The following is a 17,068-nucleotide window of genomic DNA, read 5'->3' on the forward strand; positions in this document are numbered from 1 at the left end:
GACGCTCACACGTAAATGCTGATGCCGGCTTTGCTTTGCAGCCAGTCGCGGTAAGTCTCCAGCGACTCGGTTTGTTTGTCCCCGTTAAAGCCGGCCACTGCCACCGAATCACTCAAGCCTTTGTCGATCAGCTTCTGCACCTGCGGCAGCAAGCTGGCGGCGTCGTCACGGTTCATGCTGGCCACGTCGGGCAGTTGAATCGCGCTCTGGCTGTTGGCGCCGTTGAAGCCGGCCGACGGGGCGGGGCTGGTCTGCTCGCCACCAGCCAGCGCGTTGAACAGGCCACCGCGTGACTGCGCGACGATGGCAGCCGCGTATTTGCGCAGTTCACCAATCGGATCTTTGGGTTCTTCAGCCGCCGTGTCCGTTGCCGGGGCGGTGCTGCTGCCGGTGCCGGGGGCGGGTTTGGTGCTGTCGCTGGTTTCCGATTTAGAGATCGAGTTGATAAAGCTCAGCAGCGAAAGGTTGCTCGATACGCTGGTCATGGGTGTTTGCCGTTAACGAGTAGGTGCAGCCGTGACTGCACATCACGGGCCAACTCGCGCGATGGCTCTAGAACACGTGTTACGGCGCGCCTCGGCGCGGGGCAGGCGGCGTGAGCTTGCCAGCAGCGGCAAGCGTTTGCCGCCCGGTTTTCCCAGACGATTCAGGCAATAACCCACGGTTGGCTGCGTAGCGACGGATGGTGTGAGCGAGGGTGTTGGGCAAGGCTGCTGAGCGTTGTCGCCAAGCGAATTGGCGATGTTTGCTGGCTAACCCAAGGACTTTTCATGCAGATGTACCTGCTCTCATTTCCCCTGTGGACATTATTTTTGGTGCTGGTGGTCGGCAGCGGCGTGCTGGCCGCTGGTGCCTCGTTGGTGGTCAACCGCTACTGCCCGCAACCGAGCGACGACAACGGCGTGGGGCTGTCGATCTTCCAAACGGTGGGCGCCGTGTTCGGCATTACCTTGGCCTTCACAATTTCAGCGGTGTACGCCGAGTTTGACGCGGCGGCCAGCAACGTATCGCGCGAGTCCAACGCCCTGGGTCGCTTGTATCGCCTGGCCCAGCAACTGCCGCTGCCACACCAAACCGACCTGCAAACGGCGCTCGACACCTACGCCAATCGCGTGATCGACACCGAATGGCGAACCATGGAAAACGGGCAAAGCAGCATTGAAGTGGCGATTGCCCTGAATGAATTGTGGCATGTGCATCATCAGCTCGAACTGAGCGAACCCACTCAGCACACCCGTGGCGAGCACTTCTACCAGCACGTCGTGGACCTTAACGATCACCGGCGCAATCGCCTGCGAGACAGCCGTTCGCAGTTGCCCGCGCTCATGTGGGGCCTGTTGTTGGGTGGAGGGCTAATCACCGTGGCGTTTGCGGTGGCGTTGCGCACCGGGCACAACCGCAGCCAGGCCTGTATGACTGGCAGCCTCGCGGCGGTAATCGGCTTTGGACTGTTGCTGGTGATGGCCATGGACTGCCCGTTTACCGGCAGCGTGCGGGTAATGCCCGACGCGCTTATCGACACGCTGCAACTGTTCAACCGACCGCCCTACGGCCCTATGCATTAATCCTCCAACCCCAACCGTTGATGCCACTGCGCAATCGATTCCTTGGGGAAACCCTCGAACGTTTTGTCGCCCTTGCGCTTGTCCACCTCCACCCAACTGGCCTTTGAATCGAGCAGCAAATGGGTGTGCTCGGGTGGCACAGGCAGCTCACTGTCGATGGCGCTGGCGAACGGGTGAATCAGCTCCGGCCATTCCGGGCTGAACAGCCACAAGGCGCTGCCGCACTGGTTGCAGAAATGCCGTTCGGCGCTGCTGATGCGGGCGCGACCGGCGCCGGTGGGTTTGATTTTCGCGTGGTAAATGCTGATGTGTTTGCGCCCGCGCACTTTCATGCTGCGCGCGTCGCCACTGAGGTTGATGGCGTAACCGCCACCGCCCTGAGTCTTGCGACAGATTGAGCAATAACAGCGCTGATACGGGTACGGATGTTGGCTGGTGAGGCTGAAGGCGACGGCGCCGCAATGGCAGGAACCTTTGAGCTGCATGGGCAAATCTCCGTGGGAAGCCCGGGTTGCTTTCGGTTTTCTAGACCCCTGTAACGCGGGTTTTGGCCATGACGTCTGTCGGATTGGCGCAACGCTGTAAGCCACGGCGGCTGAAAAACAAGCGGCCGTCTGTATATCGATACAGTAGAATCGTTCGTTCTCTCTGACGCGGCTCTCGGCACCTTCATGACGGCGCAACCCCTACAGCGCGGCTTCCTCCTCTCGCGCCACTGGCGTGACACCCCGGCGGGCACGCAGGTGAGCTTCTGGGTGGCCACCGACGACGGCCCGCGACTGCTGCGTTTGCCGGTGCAAACCTCGGTCGCATTTGTGCCAGCCGAGCAGCGTTTGCGGGTTGAAGGCATGTTGGGCAAAGAGAAAGACGTCGAGCTGCGCGAACTGCAATTGCAGGACTTTCATCACCGCCCGGTGCTTGGCGTCTACACCCGTCAGCATCGGCAATTGATGAACATCGACAAGCTGCTGCGCAGTGTCGGCGTCGATGTGTACGAAGCCGACATTCGCCCGCCCGAGCGCTACCTGATGGAGCGTTTTATTACTGCGCCGGTGCTGTTTTCCGGCACGCCGGACGGGCAGGGCGGTTTCGATGATGCGCAACTCAAGCCCGACCCCGACTACCGCCCGCAGTTGAAACTGGCCTCGCTCGACATCGAAACCACCCGTCACGGCGAGTTGTATTCCATCGCCATCGAAGGCTGCGGCCAGCGTCAGGTGTACATGCTTGGCCCGCCCAATGCCGACGACAGCGCGGTGAATTTCGACCTCGAATATTGCGACACGCGCGGGCAGTTGCTCGAACGCCTGAATACCTGGCTGGCGACCCACGACCCCGACGCCATCATTGGCTGGAACGTGGTGCAGTTCGACTTGCGCGTGCTGCTGGAGCATTCGCAAAAACTACAAATTCCACTGCGCTTGGGCCGCGACGGCGAGGCCATGGGCTGGCGCGAACACGGCGCACGCACCAACCATTTTTTCGCCGAGGCGGCCGGGCGGTTGATCATCGATGGCATCGAAGCGCTGCGTTCGGCGACCTGGAGTTTTCCTTCGTTCAGCCTGGAAAACGTCGCGCAAACCTTGCTCGGCGAAGGCAAGGATATTTCCACGCCGTATCAGCGCATGGACGAAATCGACCGCATGTTCGCCGAGGACAAACCGGCCCTCGCGCGCTACAACCTGAAAGATTGCGAGCTGGTGACGCGCATCTTCGGCAAAACCGAACTGCTGAGTTTTTTGCTCGAACGCGCCAGCGTCACCGGCCTGCCCGCCGACCGTAGCGGCGGCTCGGTGGCGGCCTTTACCCATTTGTATATGCCGCTGATGCACCGTCAGGGTTTCGTCGCGCCTAACCTCGGCGAGCGCCCGCCTGAAGCCAGCCCTGGTGGCTTCGTCATGGACTCGCGGCCAGGCTTGTACGAGTCGGTGCTGGTGCTGGATTACAAGAGCCTGTACCCCTCGATTATTCGCACCTTTCTCATCGACCCGGTTGGCCTGGTCGAAGGGCTGCGCGAGAGCGACGAGGGCGCCACGGTTGAAGGCTTTCGCGGAGCGCGATTTTCTCGTCAGCGGCATTGCCTGCCCGCCATTGTGTCGCGCGTGGCCGAAGGGCGGGAGCAGGCGAAACGCGACAGCAACAAGCCACTGTCGCAGGCGCTGAAAATCATCATGAACGCCTTTTACGGCGTGCTCGGCTCCAGCGGTTGCCGATTCTTTGATCCACGCCTGGCGTCGTCGATTACCTTGCGCGGCCACCAGATCATGCATAAAACCCGCGAGCTGATCGAAGCCCAGGGCCACACCGTGATCTATGGCGACACCGACTCCACCTTCGTCTGGCTCGGTCGCGAACATAGCGACGATGAGGCCGGTGTGATCGGTCGCGGTTTGGTGCAAATGGTCAACGACTGGTGGCGCAGGCACCTCACCGAAGAACTGGGTTTGACCAGCGCCCTGGAGCTGCAATACGAAACCCACTTCCGCCGTTTTCTGATGCCGACCATTCGCGGCGCGGAGGAGGGCAGCAAGAAGCGCTACGCCGGTTTGATGGGCGAGCAGATGGTTTACAAAGGATTGGAATCGGTGCGCACCGACTGGTCGCCGCTGGCGCAGCAGTTCCAGCAACAACTGTACGAGCGCATCTTTCGCCGGCAACCCTACCAAGCCTACGTGCGCGACTTCGTGGCCGCGACGCTGGCCGGTGAGCAGGACGACCTCCTGGTGTATCGCAAACGCCTGCGTCGCCCGCTGGATGACTACGAACGCAACGTGCCGCCCCACGTACGCGCGGCGCGCATTGCCGATGCCTATAACGCCGAGCTTGGCCGGCCCCGGCAATACCAGCGCGGCGGTTGGATCAGCTACCTGATTACCCTGGCCGGACCGCAGCCGCTGGAAGCGGTCACCTCACCCATCGACTACGACCACTACCTGACACGCCAGCTGCAGCCAGTGGCAGACGCGATTCTGCCCTTCGTCGATGACGACTTCGGCACGTTGGTGGGTGGGCAGTTGGACTTGTTCTGAGATCGCCGTTGGGCGTCTCAAGATCAACAGCATCGAGGCTGAAGCCTCTCCTACAGGGGCAGTGTTCGAAGTGTAGGAGAGGCCTTAGCCTCGATTCCTGGAAACGCCTTGATCCCCGATTGCCCCTGTCATTCCCTTCGCACAAAACATCAATCCAGGCCCTTTGCATTTCTGCAAAGTGCCCGTGCAGCCCTGTCTATTCCGGGCTTTCCGGCGACCGGGCATCATGGCTCCACGGTTTGCAAACAAGCCAACGAATTCAACTAAACCCGCTACTCAGACCATTACGACTAAAAGGAAATCTACCCATGGCAATCGCAAAAGCAGTTCCAGGCAAAACCCTTCTGAACCACGACGACCACACCCTGATCATGATCGACCACCAATCGCAGATGTCCTTCGCGACCAAGTCGATTGATGCCACTACCCTGCGCAACAACGCTGCACTGGTCGCTAAGGCAGCACGTGAATTCAAGGTGTCGACCATCCTCACCACCGTCGCCGAGAAGAGCTTCTCCGGTCCGATTTTCGATGAAATCAAATCGGTATTCCCCGAGCACACCATCATCGACCGCACCAGCATGAACACCTGGGAAGACGAGCGCATTGCGGTACAGGTGAACGCCGCCGGCAAACAGAAAATCGTCCTCGCCGGCTTGTGGACCTCGGTCTGCATCGTAGGCCCAGCGCTGTCTGCCCTGGACCAAGGGTTCGAGGTGTACTTCATCGCTGACGCCTGTGGTGACGTGTCGGTAGAAGCCCACGAAATGGCAATCCAGCGCATGGTGCAACTGGGCGCCCGCCCGATGACCTCGCTGCAATACCTGCTTGAATTGCAACGTGACTGGGCACGCGGCGAGACCTACGACGAAACCGTCAAAACCTCCATCGCCCACGGCGGCGCATACGGCCTGGGCCTGATCTACGCCAAGACCATGTTCAATGCCTCTGAAGGTCATTAATGGCTAAACGCTGCGGCGTATAAACACTTCCGCCTCGATACTTCGAGGCGGGAGTTTTTTCGTGTGCGCGAAAAGCTCGCGGCTAAAGCCGCTCCTACAGGACACCGAAATCCTGTGGGAGCGGCTTTAGCCGCGATTTCCCGAACGCACGCTGTGGCCCGTCTTCCGTCGTTTCGCCTGAACTTTCTGCCGTGCTCAGTCCTCCACCCCATGAGAGCCATCACGCCAAAGGACAGGACCATGAAGCTTCTATTGAGCATTACCGCCGCCGCCACCCTGCTTGCCGCGGGGTCCACCTGGGCCAGCTGTACGCCTGAAGAAGCCGAGCAAAAGGCGCAACAACTGGCGGCCAAAGTGCATCAGCTCACCGAGCAAAATCCGCAGAAAGCCAAAGAAATCAACGATGAGGTCGAGAAGATGCGTCTGGATACCGACTCGGCCGACCGCGACAGCCATTGCGATTTGTACGACAAACGCATGAAAGAACTTGAAGCGGCCAAGGGCAAAGCCGAGAACTGATTCTGTTCGTTTTCAACCACGAAACACGCGTCAGGCCTAGTGGCGCAGGCGCCTTGCATTTCTGCACGGCGGCTATGCAGGCGTGTCTATTCTCACGCCAAGCCAAGCGGACGATCATGGCTCCCACACCACAGGGAGCCCCACTCATGAACCGCATAGACCTTCGCCGCGTAGACCTCAACCTGCTGATCGTTTTCGAAATGATGATGATCGAGCGCAATGTCAGCCGCGCGGCGGAGCGTTTGTTTTTGGGCCAACCGGCAGTGAGCGCCGCCCTCGGCCGCCTGCGCACCTTGTACAACGATCCGCTGTTCGTGCGCGTGGGCCGCAGCATGGAGCCCACGCCGCGAGCTATCGAACTCGAAGGCTTGCTGCGTCCGGCGCTGGACACCATCTCCTCCGCCATCGGCCAAAGCGTGGAATTCGACCCCTGCACCAGCCGGGAAGTGTTCCGCATCGGTTTGAGCGACGACGTCGAGCTGGGTTTGTTGCCGCAACTGATGCGCGTGCTCAGCGTTGAAGCGCCGCATATCACGCTGGTGGTTCGCCGCACGCACTACTTGTCGATTTGCAACCAACTGTCGGCCGGCGAAATCTCCCTTGGCATCTGCTACACCGGCGACCTGCCCGCCAATGCCAAATGCAAAACCCTGCGTCGCAGCCGTTCGGTAATGGTGCGCGGCGATACCGAAAACACGCCCATGACCATGGACGACTACTGCGACCGTCCCCACGCGCTGGTGACCTTCGCCGGTGACCTCGGCGGTTTTATCGACGAGGAACTGGCCAAGCGCGGGCGCAGCCGTCAGGTGAAATTGGCGGTGCCGCAGTTCTACGGTTTGAGCCAGTTGTTGCCCGGTACGCGTATGGTCGCCACGGTGCCGGATTATGCCGCCGCCGCGCTGACCTCCAACGGTGGTTTGCGTGTTGACGAACTGCCCTTCGAGGCGCCGGTTTATGATCTGTCCATGGCCTGGGGCGCAACCCAGGATATGGACCCTGCGCAACGTTGGTTGCGCAGCAAAATTACTGAATGCCTGGGTGATTCTGCATGAGCAGCGCTATATCCCTTCGGGGCTTGGAAAAGACCTACGCCAACGGCTTTCAAGCCTTGCGCGGGGTCGATCTGGAAATTCAACACGGTGAAATTTTCGCCTTGCTGGGCCCTAACGGCGCCGGCAAGTCCACGTTGATCGGCGCCATTTGCGGCCTGGTCAAACCCACTGGCGGCAGCATCTTTATCGACGGGCTGGAACTGCCCCGCCAATACCGCGAGGCGCGTGCCAAGGTCGGTTTGGTGCCGCAGGAAATGGTCAACGAAGGCTTTGAAAGCGTGCTGTCGAGCGTGCGCTTCAGCCGCGGTTTATTTGGCAAGCCCCCCGCACCCGAACTGCTCGAACAAATTTTGCGCGACCTGTCGCTGTGGAATAAACGCGACGACGCCACCATGACGCTGTCTGGCGGTATGCGTCGGCGGGTGATGATCGCCAAAGCGCTGGCCCATGAGCCGCAAGTGTTGTTCCTCGACGAGCCCACCGCCGGCGTCGACGTGGAATTGCGCCGCGACATGTGGACCATGGTGCGCCGCCTGCGCGACCGTGGCGTGACCATTGTGCTGACCACTCACTACCTCGAAGAAGCCGAAGAAATGGCCGACCGCGTGGGCGTGATCAGCGATGGCCGTTTGCTGCTGGTGGAAAATAAAACTGATCTGATGGCGCGCCTGGGCCGTCGCCAGTTGCGCCTGCAATTGCAGCAGCCGCTCACAGAACTGCCGGCAGACTTGGCCGGTTTCCCGGTGGAATTAGCCGACCAAGGCCGCGAATTGGTCCTCGATGTCGCGCGCAACAACCAAGGCATCGCCGACTTCCTGCGGCGTCTGGCCGCCAACGATATCGACTTCAAAGACCTGCACACCTCGGAAAGCTCGCTTGAGGACATCTTTGTCGAACTGCTGGAGAAAGCCCGCATGAATTTCTACTCCATCTACGCCATCTTCCGCTTCGAAATGGCCCGCTCTGCCCGCACCCTGATGCAAAGCCTGGCGGCGCCGGTATTGGCCACCGCCTTGTATTTTGTGGTGTTCGGTTCCGCCATCGGATCGCGCATGGCGGAAATCGGCAGCATCCCGTACGGCAGCTTTATCGTGCCCGGCCTGACCTTGCTGGCGGTGCTGACGCAAAGCGTCTCCAACGCCGCTTTTGGCATTTACATGCCGCGCTATTCCGGCGCGATTTACGAGATTTTGTCAGCGCCGCTGTCGCCCACCGAAATCGTCTTCGGCTACGTCGGCGCGGCGGTAGTCAAGTCGATGGTGCTGGCCGTCGCCATTCTGATCACCGCGCGCGTGTTCGTACCGTATGAAGTGGCGCATCCGTTCTGGGCGTTTGGCATTTTGTTGCTCTGCGCGGTGTCGTTCAGCATGCTCGGCTTTATCGTCGGCCTGTGCGTCGACGGCTGGGACAAGCTCGAAGTCGTGCCCTCGCTCGTAATCACGCCGCTGACCTTTCTCGGCGGCAGTTTCTACTCGCTGAACATGCTGCCGCCCACCTGGCAGACCATCAGCCTGTTCAACCCGGTGGTGTATCTGGTGGACGCCTTTCGCTGGGCGTTCTTCGACATCACTGAATTCAACCCCATGGTCGACATCGCCTTTTTGCTGGCGTTTCTGCTGGTGTGCGTCGTCATCGTTGGGCAGATATTCCGCACCGGATACCGGCTACAACATTAATCCTCAACGAGCCGGCCGCACCTTCTCAGCAACCAGTCGCCTCTAACCTATAAGGCACCGTAAGCAAAGTCGCGAGGCAAACCGTGATTTGCCCTTGCGGCTTTGCGAGGCGTCTGGCTTCGCCGCTGTTGCTCGCCAGTTCTACTTCATCGCCAACGAGCCGAGTGGTCCTCGCTTCTCGCTCGTTTTTTGCGCCTGCGTTTATATCGCACGCGCTCATCGCGATGAGGCTTTTCATGCGCCCGTTTTTCGACCACAGCCGCCATATTTTGCGGGTTTGGGATAACGACCTTCACCTCGACGTTCTGGCTTTCCGGGGCGACGAAGGCCTTAGCGAGCTGTTTCGCTACGCCATCGAATTCACGTGCACGGCGCAAGATATCGACGCCGAACAACTGCTTGGCAAGCAGGCCAGTTTCAGTCTTTTTGCCCGGCCTGAACCCCCACCGCTGCGCGGCTTCGAGATGCCCGAGGCAAAACCGTTGCGTACGCTGTACGGCGTGCTGACGGGCTTTAAACGGTTGTCCAGTTCGCGCGACGAGGCGCGCTATGAAGTGACGCTGGAGCCGCGCTTCGCCTTGCTCGGTCGTGGGCAGCAGTTCTGCGTGTATCAGCAGCAAAGCGTGCCGCAGATCGTCGAGAGCATTTTGCGCGACCGCCATGGATTTCGCGGTCAGGACTTTTTTCTTAACGTGCTTCGCGAATATCCCCAGCGCGAACACGTGATGCAGTACGCAGAAAGCGACTTGGCGTTTATCTGCCGTCTGCTCGCTGAGGTTGGCATCTGGTTTCGTTTCGTCAGCGATGACCGCTTGCGAATCGATGTGATCGAGTTTCATGACGACCAGTCGCGCTATACGTTCGGGCTTGAATTGCCTTGTCGCACGCCGTCGGGCGTGAGCAGTGACGACGCAGACGCAGTGTGGGACTTACAGTGCAACCATCAGGTCGTTGAGCGCGAAGTGGCGGTTCGCAGTTACGTTTACACCGATGCCGCTGCGCAGATGGACACCGAGATAGATCTCAGCCAGGGCGCAAAAAGCACCCACGGCCACGCCTATCTATTCAACGAACCCTACCGCGAGATAGGGGACCGTTATGCCACTGGCGCACACGTGCCCACCGAAACCGGGGCGTTTTTCGCCCGCTTGCGCCATGAGCAGTACCTCAATAACCAGGTTCGGCTCAGCGGCGTCAGTGCCCATGCCGGCGTGATGGCGGGGCACGTGCTGAAGGTAATGGTGGCGCGCCACACGCATTTTCTGCGGGTGCGGTTATCACGCGACTGACGTTGGATGCGGCGCGAGACAGCAGCCTCGACGTGCATTTCCAGGCCATTCCCTATTCGCGGGTTTACTGCTTCCGCCCGCCGTTATTGGCCAAGCCTTCCATTGCCGGCACCGTTCCTGCGCGCATCACTGCCAAAAACGCTAACGATCCTTATGGTCACATCGACCTTCATGGCCGCTACAAAGTCAGGTTCCTGTTCGACCGCGCCAGTTGGGCGGCCGGAAACGAAAGCCTGTGGCTGCGGTTGGCACGGCCCTACGCTGGCCATACCTACGGTCTGCACATGCCGCTGCTTGCGGGCGCCGAGGTGGCTATTGCGTTTGAACACGGTGACCCGGACCGTCCTTATATCGCCCATGCGCTGCATGACAGTCAGCATCCCGACCTCGTCACCCGGCGCAACCACAAGCGCAACGTGCTGCGTACACCCAGCAACAACAAGCTGCGGCTGGACGACACCCGCGGCGAAGAGCACATCAAACTCAGCACCGAACACAGCGGCAAAAGCCAGCTCAACCTCGGGCACCTGGTAGACGGCGAGAAAGCAAAACGTGGCGAAGGGGCCGAATTGCGCACCGACGGCCATGCCGCAATTCGGGCCGGCGCCGGTGTCTTTATCAGCGCCGACAAACAAGCCGGCGCGCAGGGCCCGATGCTCGACATGCGCCCCGCTATGGACCATCTGCAGCTAGCCGGCGAGCAGTTGCGACAGCTCTCGGACGATGCGCAAACCGCAACGGCCGAACCGGCGGACGTGCAGGCGCAGTTGAGCCTGATGCGCGACCAACTGGATCAACTTAAAGCCGCCGTCGCCCTCATTAGCGCGCCGCAGGGCATCGCCCTGGTCAGCGGCGAGCACCTGCAGCTGGCCGCCCGACGCAACGTCATGGTCAACGCCGGCAATCAAGCCGACATCAGCGTCGCCAGGCGTCTATTCATCGGTGTGGGGCAGGGCTTGAGCCTGTTCGTGCGCAAGCTCGGCATCAAACTGATCGCCAACCAGGGGCCGATCACCGTCCAGGCACAAAACGACACGCTTGAATTGCTGGCGCGGCACACGCTGAGCATCACCAGCACCGACGATGAAATTCACATCACAGCCAAAAAGAAAATCTTGCTCAACGGAGCAGGGAGTTACATCGCCATTGACGGGCACGGCATTGAGTCAGGGACTAGCGGGGATTTTCTCATCAAGGCCGCGCACCTAAACAAGAGCGGCCCAGCCACGTCGGCCGCCGCTAGAACCACTCTCCCGGCATTGACTGAACCGCACACCGAGTCTGCCGACGACGTGGGCTTCTCCGGTTGAACGCCGGCTAAAATCAGGAGCATTTCGCAACGATGTTCAGCTTAATCGCCAAACTCCGCCAAGCCGTGGCGATATCCGGGCCAGACGCGGTGTTCCCTAAAACACCCATGCCCCTTTGCCCGACACCGCCCGCTGCGCCGACGTATCCGGAATTGGCGCCCGTGCAAAACTGGAGTCACCCATTTAAGGACACCAGCCCTGCGCTATTGCAACTGACCCAACTGGCCAAAGCCACCTCCGGCTACTTCCCCCTGGGACGAAATGGCCTTTGGCATAACGGCGTGCATTTCGACGGTGGCACCGCCGGCACGTTGGACCAAACCAGCGTGCACTGCCTCGCCGACGGTGAAGCGGTGGCCTATCGCATCGATGAAACGTCGCCAACCGTGCGTTACAGCGATAACCGCCAGACCATCGCCAAGCCGGCTTCGCGCAACTTCGTGCTGGTTCGCCATAGCCTTCAGCCGCCGCCGATTGCGGGTAGCTCCGACACGCCGCCGCGCTTGATCCTGTACAGCCTGTATATGCATTTGCAGGACTGGGCCGATTACAAAGACGCCCCGCTCACGCCGCGTCCCGACTTCCTGGACGCTGCCACCTGCGTGCGAGGTAAGCGAACACGCCAACGACCTGCGCCGCGCCAACCCGTACGACACCGCTGCGGCAGCGCGCCCGCGGGACGAGCGCGGTGCAACGGTGTGGGGAGATACAGGGAATGCGGTGCTCGGGTTTTTGCCGCGGGGCACGGCTGTGAAGGTGTGTACCGAGGGCGAGTACGTGCAACTCGAAGGCGTTGGCCCGGCCTACCTGCAGGATGCTCAAGGCAAGCAAAGGCTACGTCGCCGCCCGGTTTCTAAAACCAACCGCGCAAGGCGAGCATTGGGTCGACACCTATCCCGGCGTGCTAAGCGTCTCGCGCTGAGAGCCAACGTGAACAGCGAAATTATCGGCAAGCTGCCCCACTTTGCCCAAATTACCGTTAGCGGCGAAGGCGAGTTTCGCAAACTGGAACGCGTCAACCAGTACGTCGCTAACAAGTCGCTGAAACGCGTGCGTGAACCCCAGGCGCAGAACCACACCGTGGTGCTGGAAAAACCGGTACCCATCAAGGCCGGCGACCTGATCGGCCACATCGGCCGGTATCAGGATGTTGGCGAGCACCAGCCAGAAAAGAAACTGCACTTGGAGGTATTCAGCCCCAGCGGCGTACCGGCCTTTATCGAAGCAAGCCGCGCCTGGGCGCAACAATTGCCCGACACGGAAAAAACCTGGCTGCACTTCCCCAAGGGCACGATGGTAGTCGCCGACCAACCCCACTTCGGCATCGCCCAGCCACCGAGCAAATACTGGCAAAACAGCTTGAGCGCCGCACCCTGTTGCTGCCCCGCAACCTCATCGACTCCCTGCCTGCCGAAAACAAAATCCGTGTTCCAGCGAAACACGGCGAAGCGGCCCGTACCTGGTACCGACTGGACGGCCTGTTCCACGACGCCAATCGAACCCTGCTGAGCGGCTGGGTATGCGAACACGCGGAAGGCGTCGAATGGCACAGCCCCTGGGCGTGGAAAGACTGGGAAATCGTGTTCAACAGCAACTCCCTGGAACAGCTGTTCGCTTCCCAGCTTTGCGCCATAAACCGTCTCAACGAAGAAGACCTGACCCGATTTGGGCGCATGGCCGCAAAAGGCGACCAAGGACCACTGAAAACTGCACTTCATGAAAAAAATCGACCTCGACAACGGCCACCCACTGACCGCCAACGACGTACAGCAAGCCATCCAACTTCCCGCCTATGCGCAACAGGTTGCCAGCGTGATTTTATTCAGCGAAAGCGAATGGATGTACCGCCCACAAAAACTAAGTGCGCTGGATAAGCTGACTAACCGAAGCAATATAAGCAAGAACCTAAACTGGGAGGCGGAGAAAGAACGAATTGAACAGTTTGACTGGATGACTGAGGCAGGAGAGAAGTTAGGGTTGCCTGGGCATGGGCAGATGTATCACTTTCATCCGATTTGGTTGAAGGCGTTTCTCGAGTGGAACGATGACAACGACGAAAAGTGGTTGAAAGTTCCGCGTGGGCAACTGACGTTTGATGCGGAAGGCAATGATGTGGAGGACGAATCCAGCCCTATTTACAAGTACTTCAGCAGGGTTGCACATTGGCCTGGTGGAGCATCTGGGGTAACAATTGGCCGCGGCTATGATCTGGGGCAGCGGCCGGACCCCGAGGGTGACTTACGTGCAGTGGGAGTTTTCGAGCCATTATATAGCTGGTTGATTAATGCAAAAGGATTAAGCAGTTTGTATGCTGAAGCGTACCTCCTCGAGAGCCCAATAAACATCAAGAAGCAAAAAATAACAAGAAGACAACAATATCAATTGTTCTTGCGAATCTACGATTTTATGTCGAGAGAAGTCGTGCGAATCTCAAACAAGCAAGATACCAAAGATAAATATGGATCATTTGATTGGGAAACCACCAATAGTAAAATTCAAGATGTGGTAGTCGACCTGATTTTTCGCGGCGACTACACAGCCAGTTCTAGAGAAATTATACAAGCCCACGTTGTAAACAATGACCTTGACGAGCTTACGCAAGCACTGGGTATTCGAGAGTCTTGGCTAGGCGTTCCGCATGACAGATTCGTGAGGCGGGTAAATTACATGAGTAAAAATTCATGATCTATCGTACATTATGGCTGCTCGCAATTTTTGCATTTTCGAATACTTCAAGTGCAGCTAATATCAACTATTCTGCTGTATATGAAGCAGGGTCGAGAAGGATCGACGGGGCACTCATTCGTTACGTTAAAACGTTTGAAAATAACTGTCTAGAGGTGCAGCGTTTAACCTCTAAATCACCGTGGAATGTTTTAGATCGGATGAACTTATGCGACTTCGAAGGTAAAAAATTTTTCTAATCAGTACGCAGATGCCGGGTTTGACGAAATTTATTTTGAAGAGGACGGACTTCACCTCACATTAAGATTTACCCCCGTAGAGCCCACGGGTGAGCAGAAGCGGAAGTGCATGATTGCGGTTAAGGATGGCATGATGAAGCCCCTCGAATGTACGCCCGTTAGGTATTAATTTTAATGTCGGCGGGCTGGATTAATTGGGGAGGAGATGAATCAAATGTTGTCGGGTCAGATCTATAGGATTTTCATTCGGAGTTATTATGTCCGGGTCCTGAATCTTGAGTTAAAAGGGGCAGATTTATTAAGCTGTTCTAACCTAGGACTCAAATAAATCTGTCCCCTTTTTCCTCTAAATATTATGCCGACGGCTATAAGGTCCGCGGTTTGGTTTTGGGGACGCGATGCGGTAAGAGCGGAACAGGGAGGAGGACTTGCGGATGTAAAAAAAGTAACTAGGTACGTGAATGGCGGCACCCATGGGCCTCCAGGAGCGTGAAGAGGCGTTTAAACTTTGTGAGGAGGCGTTGAAGTGAAGCGAAATATTTATATAGCTTACATATTCGCATTAATTAGCGGCGCGGGCTCCGAAAACTCAGGGGCCGAAGACGAGAGCCTCTGTAATTCAGATGAGATCATGATCGCCACTTGCGATTTAAGAACAGAAAAGTCAAGCCGATCTATTTGCGGGAATGGCGATGAATCCGTATTTTACAGGAGCCGTACGCGAGGAAAACTTGATTTCTCTATCAAATTCACCCGAGCGCTTTCCTATTGCCGGTGGACTGATCTGGGCACGTACACAACTTATTTTGGTTACAGGGATGACGAGCGAGCATATATTTTTGGTGTGCCAGAAGAGAAGTATGGTGCCGTGGCTTTTCTCGTATCTAGAAAAAGTAATGAGAGCGAAGATCTGATCCAGTGCCGTGAAAACTCTTTCGGCGATAAAAAATACCCAAGTAAAGCAATTATAGATATGGATGATGACTATGCGCGCGAGAACAAATTCTGGCTTCCGTAACTGAGCCCCTCCTGAAGATAGTTTCAATCTGTGGCAGCTTAAATTAATCTACTCCAGTTTTGTGCTTTTTAATGAATAAATTTGATATTAACGCGCATGTTTCGCTTTTTGCTAACTTTTACAAGGGTCGGTCTTAGCTTAATGCTTTTTCCGTTCCGAATTTTTGATGTCTAATAAAGAGGTTTTATTATGAAAGGCATCATGCACGTAGGCATTAAAATTAATGACGATGCTGCACTTTTCGGGTTCCTCGAATGACGTTCGACAAGTTGGGGGTCGCACGGATGGCCGATACGGTCATTTTTGCGCCTTTCGGGTCATGGCCCCACCGCTATCGCGCGAGGCGATCTTTCATCTTGCGAAAGAGACTTGCCTTTCACTTTCCAAAAACAGCAGCCCGAACGTGCTTATCTGCTGATGTCTTCGTTACCGACCCTGGGCGCTAGCTGATGGCGGTCAGAATCGATAAGGTGCTTGCACCCGCACTGAACCCAGGTCGTCCGAGCGCTCTTGTTTGGTTTTTACTGTTGATACTTTGTGTCTTGGTTTTCATGTCGGTTCAGTTGCTCCTACTGGACAACCCTAAGGCGCCGTTGCCTGTGCGGTTTTGGTTAAAAAACCTTGGCGGGTCATTCTTAATATGGTGGATTTTGCTTGGCGCGCGCGCTATCCCGTTGGTTATTAGCTTCGGTATCAGAGATACCTGGCAGGACATGCGGCAGCGAGACCTTGCTCATGCAATGCAGGTTGGTCAGCGTTTTCAGCACGTGTTGGCGGTCAGCTTGCATACCGCACTGCGCGACAGTGACGACCGCAACGGGAAGGCTCAGGTGGCTGCATTGAGTAGCGGAAAGTCCGCCGTACGCGCTCAGCCAAGCTGGGCAGGCGAGCACTCGCGTCATAGCCATCTTGCGCGTGACGAAGGCGATACGCCCGCGCAGGTTATTGAGGCTCTGCTGACAAAGCTCTTAGCTGAGTTGGCCCCCGCGCTGCAGTTGCTTCCCGCAAATAAGCCCGTGGATTTATTGCTGCAAATCACGGGCGATATACCGGACGACCACGCGCAAGCACTATGGGATCGAGCGTGGCGTGTCGCAGGTATCCAGCAACGGGCGATGCGCATGAACGCAAGCGGTCTCGCCGTGGTGGAGAGTCGGCTCGATTCGGATGAGCAAAGCGATAGTCTGTTGCTGGTGGTGGCGCTGCAAGTAGCGCCTGCGGTAGTAGCCGACAGTGCAGAAGTCGCGGTGGGGTTGTTGATCGGGAACGTGACGTCCTCGCCAGCCACGCCGTTGGCTTATTTGCATCGTCCGGAGCAAGAACACGCGCCCAGCCAGGCTGGGTTGAGCTATGCGGTTAACCAGGCGCTGGACTGGGTGCCACTCGAAGCTCGGGCGATTAAGCAGGTATGGTCAGCCGGCATAGGCGCCAGTCGTGACAAAGAGCTGGCCACTTCGCTAAGCGAACTTGCGATGCCGTTGACGGCTGAGGATGGGATGCATCGGCTCGACTGGGTGCTCGGTCAGCCCGGCAGCTGCGCTGCTTGGCTCGCAGTCGGTGCTGCGGTTGAAGCTGCGTCGGCGACGGCGCGACCGCAGTTGACCGTCAGCGGTGAAGGCGTTGCTGACCAGCCGCTGTGGTGCACAGTGATCCGGCCATTTTCGAACGATTGAACCCGCAGATTCACAGGTGCTTGTCGCTGGCAAATTCGTTTCCAGGCC

The 17,068-nt window shown here is 58.0% G+C and carries 13 protein-coding genes and 2 pseudogenes; 13 read left to right on the plus strand and 2 right to left on the minus strand.

The window, feature by feature from the left end:
- Positions 1-5 precede the first annotated feature (5 nt).
- Positions 6-485 (minus strand): hypothetical protein, encoded by a 480-nt coding sequence (locus tag ACZZZP_RS02060; RefSeq protein WP_463381644.1) that lies wholly within the window; start codon positions 483-485, stop codon positions 6-8.
- Between the two features lie 285 nt (positions 486-770).
- Here ACZZZP_RS02060 and ACZZZP_RS02065 point away from each other — a divergent pair, with 285 nt between their 5' ends.
- Positions 771-1,565, plus strand: coding sequence for a bestrophin-like domain (locus ACZZZP_RS02065; RefSeq protein WP_463381645.1), 795 nt, complete (start codon positions 771-773; stop codon positions 1,563-1,565).
- Here ACZZZP_RS02065 and ACZZZP_RS02070 read toward each other — a convergent pair.
- Positions 1,562-2,050, minus strand: coding sequence for a GFA family protein (locus ACZZZP_RS02070; protein WP_463381646.1), 489 nt, complete (start codon positions 2,048-2,050; stop codon positions 1,562-1,564). The two genes, ACZZZP_RS02065 and ACZZZP_RS02070, sit on opposite strands and share 4 nt — an antisense overlap.
- A 186-nt stretch (positions 2,051-2,236) precedes the next feature.
- Between ACZZZP_RS02070 and ACZZZP_RS02075 the strand changes: the two genes are divergently transcribed.
- From ACZZZP_RS02075 to ACZZZP_RS02130, 12 genes and pseudogenes are all read left to right on the plus strand, one after another.
- Positions 2,237-4,594 (plus strand): DNA polymerase II, encoded by a 2,358-nt coding sequence (locus ACZZZP_RS02075; protein WP_463381647.1) that lies wholly within the window; start codon positions 2,237-2,239, stop codon positions 4,592-4,594.
- 308 nt (positions 4,595-4,902) lie between these two features.
- A complete protein-coding gene (locus ACZZZP_RS02080) occupies positions 4,903-5,556 on the plus strand; it encodes a hydrolase (RefSeq protein WP_122493409.1) in 654 nt (217 codons plus the stop codon).
- Between the two features lie 240 nt (positions 5,557-5,796).
- Positions 5,797-6,075, plus strand: a complete 279-nt coding sequence (locus ACZZZP_RS02085) for a hypothetical protein (RefSeq protein ID WP_122493408.1) — start codon at positions 5,797-5,799, stop codon at positions 6,073-6,075.
- A 146-nt stretch (positions 6,076-6,221) separates the two neighbouring features.
- A complete protein-coding gene (locus tag ACZZZP_RS02090; RefSeq protein WP_463381648.1) occupies positions 6,222-7,130 on the plus strand; it encodes a LysR substrate-binding domain-containing protein in 909 nt (302 codons plus the stop codon).
- Positions 7,127-8,032 (plus strand): annotated as a pseudogene (locus tag ACZZZP_RS02095) (ABC transporter ATP-binding protein); the annotation flags it as partial. The gene ACZZZP_RS02090 and the pseudogene ACZZZP_RS02095, both read left to right, overlap by 4 nt.
- A 12-nt stretch (positions 8,033-8,044) precedes the next feature.
- Complete coding sequence (locus tag ACZZZP_RS02100) at positions 8,045-8,806, plus strand: ABC transporter permease (protein WP_463381649.1); 762 nt, start codon at positions 8,045-8,047, stop codon at positions 8,804-8,806.
- A 224-nt stretch (positions 8,807-9,030) separates the two neighbouring features.
- Positions 9,031-11,405 (plus strand): annotated as a pseudogene (locus ACZZZP_RS02105) (type VI secretion system Vgr family protein).
- Between the two features lie 32 nt (positions 11,406-11,437).
- Complete coding sequence (locus ACZZZP_RS02110) at positions 11,438-12,262, plus strand: hypothetical protein (RefSeq protein WP_463536221.1); 825 nt, start codon at positions 11,438-11,440, stop codon at positions 12,260-12,262.
- A 73-nt stretch (positions 12,263-12,335) separates the two neighbouring features.
- Positions 12,336-12,914: a hypothetical protein gene (locus ACZZZP_RS02115; protein WP_463536222.1), complete on the plus strand. Its 579-nt coding sequence runs from the start codon at positions 12,336-12,338 to the stop codon at positions 12,912-12,914.
- Between the two features lie 207 nt (positions 12,915-13,121).
- The gene (locus tag ACZZZP_RS02120) at positions 13,122-14,090 is read left to right on the plus strand and encodes a lysozyme family protein (RefSeq protein WP_463536223.1); all 969 of its coding nucleotides are present in this window, start codon (positions 13,122-13,124) and stop codon (positions 14,088-14,090) included.
- Positions 14,091-14,855: 765 nt separating this feature from the next.
- Positions 14,856-15,347 carry a hypothetical protein gene (locus ACZZZP_RS02125; RefSeq protein WP_463536224.1) on the plus strand — a complete coding sequence of 164 codons (492 nt, stop codon included), beginning with the start codon at positions 14,856-14,858 and terminating at the stop codon, positions 15,345-15,347.
- Positions 15,348-15,796: 449 nt separating this feature from the next.
- Positions 15,797-17,020, plus strand: coding sequence for a hypothetical protein (locus ACZZZP_RS02130; RefSeq protein ID WP_463536225.1), 1,224 nt, complete (start codon positions 15,797-15,799; stop codon positions 17,018-17,020).
- Positions 17,021-17,068: the final 48 nt, after the last annotated feature.

The organism is Pseudomonas sp. AC211 (genome assembly GCF_979258055.1).

Coding starts and splice junctions, on each gene's coding strand:
- ACZZZP_RS02075 (WP_463381647.1), top strand. CDS start 2,237: ATGACGGCGCAACCCCTACAGCGCGGCTTCCTCCTCTCGCGCCACTGG.
- ACZZZP_RS02085 (WP_122493408.1), top strand. CDS start 5,797: ATGAAGCTTCTATTGAGCATTACCGCCGCCGCCACCCTGCTTGCCGCG.
- ACZZZP_RS02065 (WP_463381645.1), top strand. CDS start 771: ATGCAGATGTACCTGCTCTCATTTCCCCTGTGGACATTATTTTTGGTG.
- ACZZZP_RS02080 (WP_122493409.1), top strand. CDS start 4,903: ATGGCAATCGCAAAAGCAGTTCCAGGCAAAACCCTTCTGAACCACGAC.
- ACZZZP_RS02070 (WP_463381646.1), bottom strand. CDS start 2,050: ATGCAGCTCAAAGGTTCCTGCCATTGCGGCGCCGTCGCCTTCAGCCTC.
- ACZZZP_RS02110 (WP_463536221.1), top strand. CDS start 11,438: ATGTTCAGCTTAATCGCCAAACTCCGCCAAGCCGTGGCGATATCCGGG.
- ACZZZP_RS02060 (WP_463381644.1), bottom strand. CDS start 485: ATGACCAGCGTATCGAGCAACCTTTCGCTGCTGAGCTTTATCAACTCG.
- ACZZZP_RS02130 (WP_463536225.1), top strand. CDS start 15,797: ATGGCGGTCAGAATCGATAAGGTGCTTGCACCCGCACTGAACCCAGGT.
- ACZZZP_RS02120 (WP_463536223.1), top strand. CDS start 13,122: ATGAAAAAAATCGACCTCGACAACGGCCACCCACTGACCGCCAACGAC.
- ACZZZP_RS02100 (WP_463381649.1), top strand. CDS start 8,045: ATGAATTTCTACTCCATCTACGCCATCTTCCGCTTCGAAATGGCCCGC.
- ACZZZP_RS02090 (WP_463381648.1), top strand. CDS start 6,222: ATGAACCGCATAGACCTTCGCCGCGTAGACCTCAACCTGCTGATCGTT.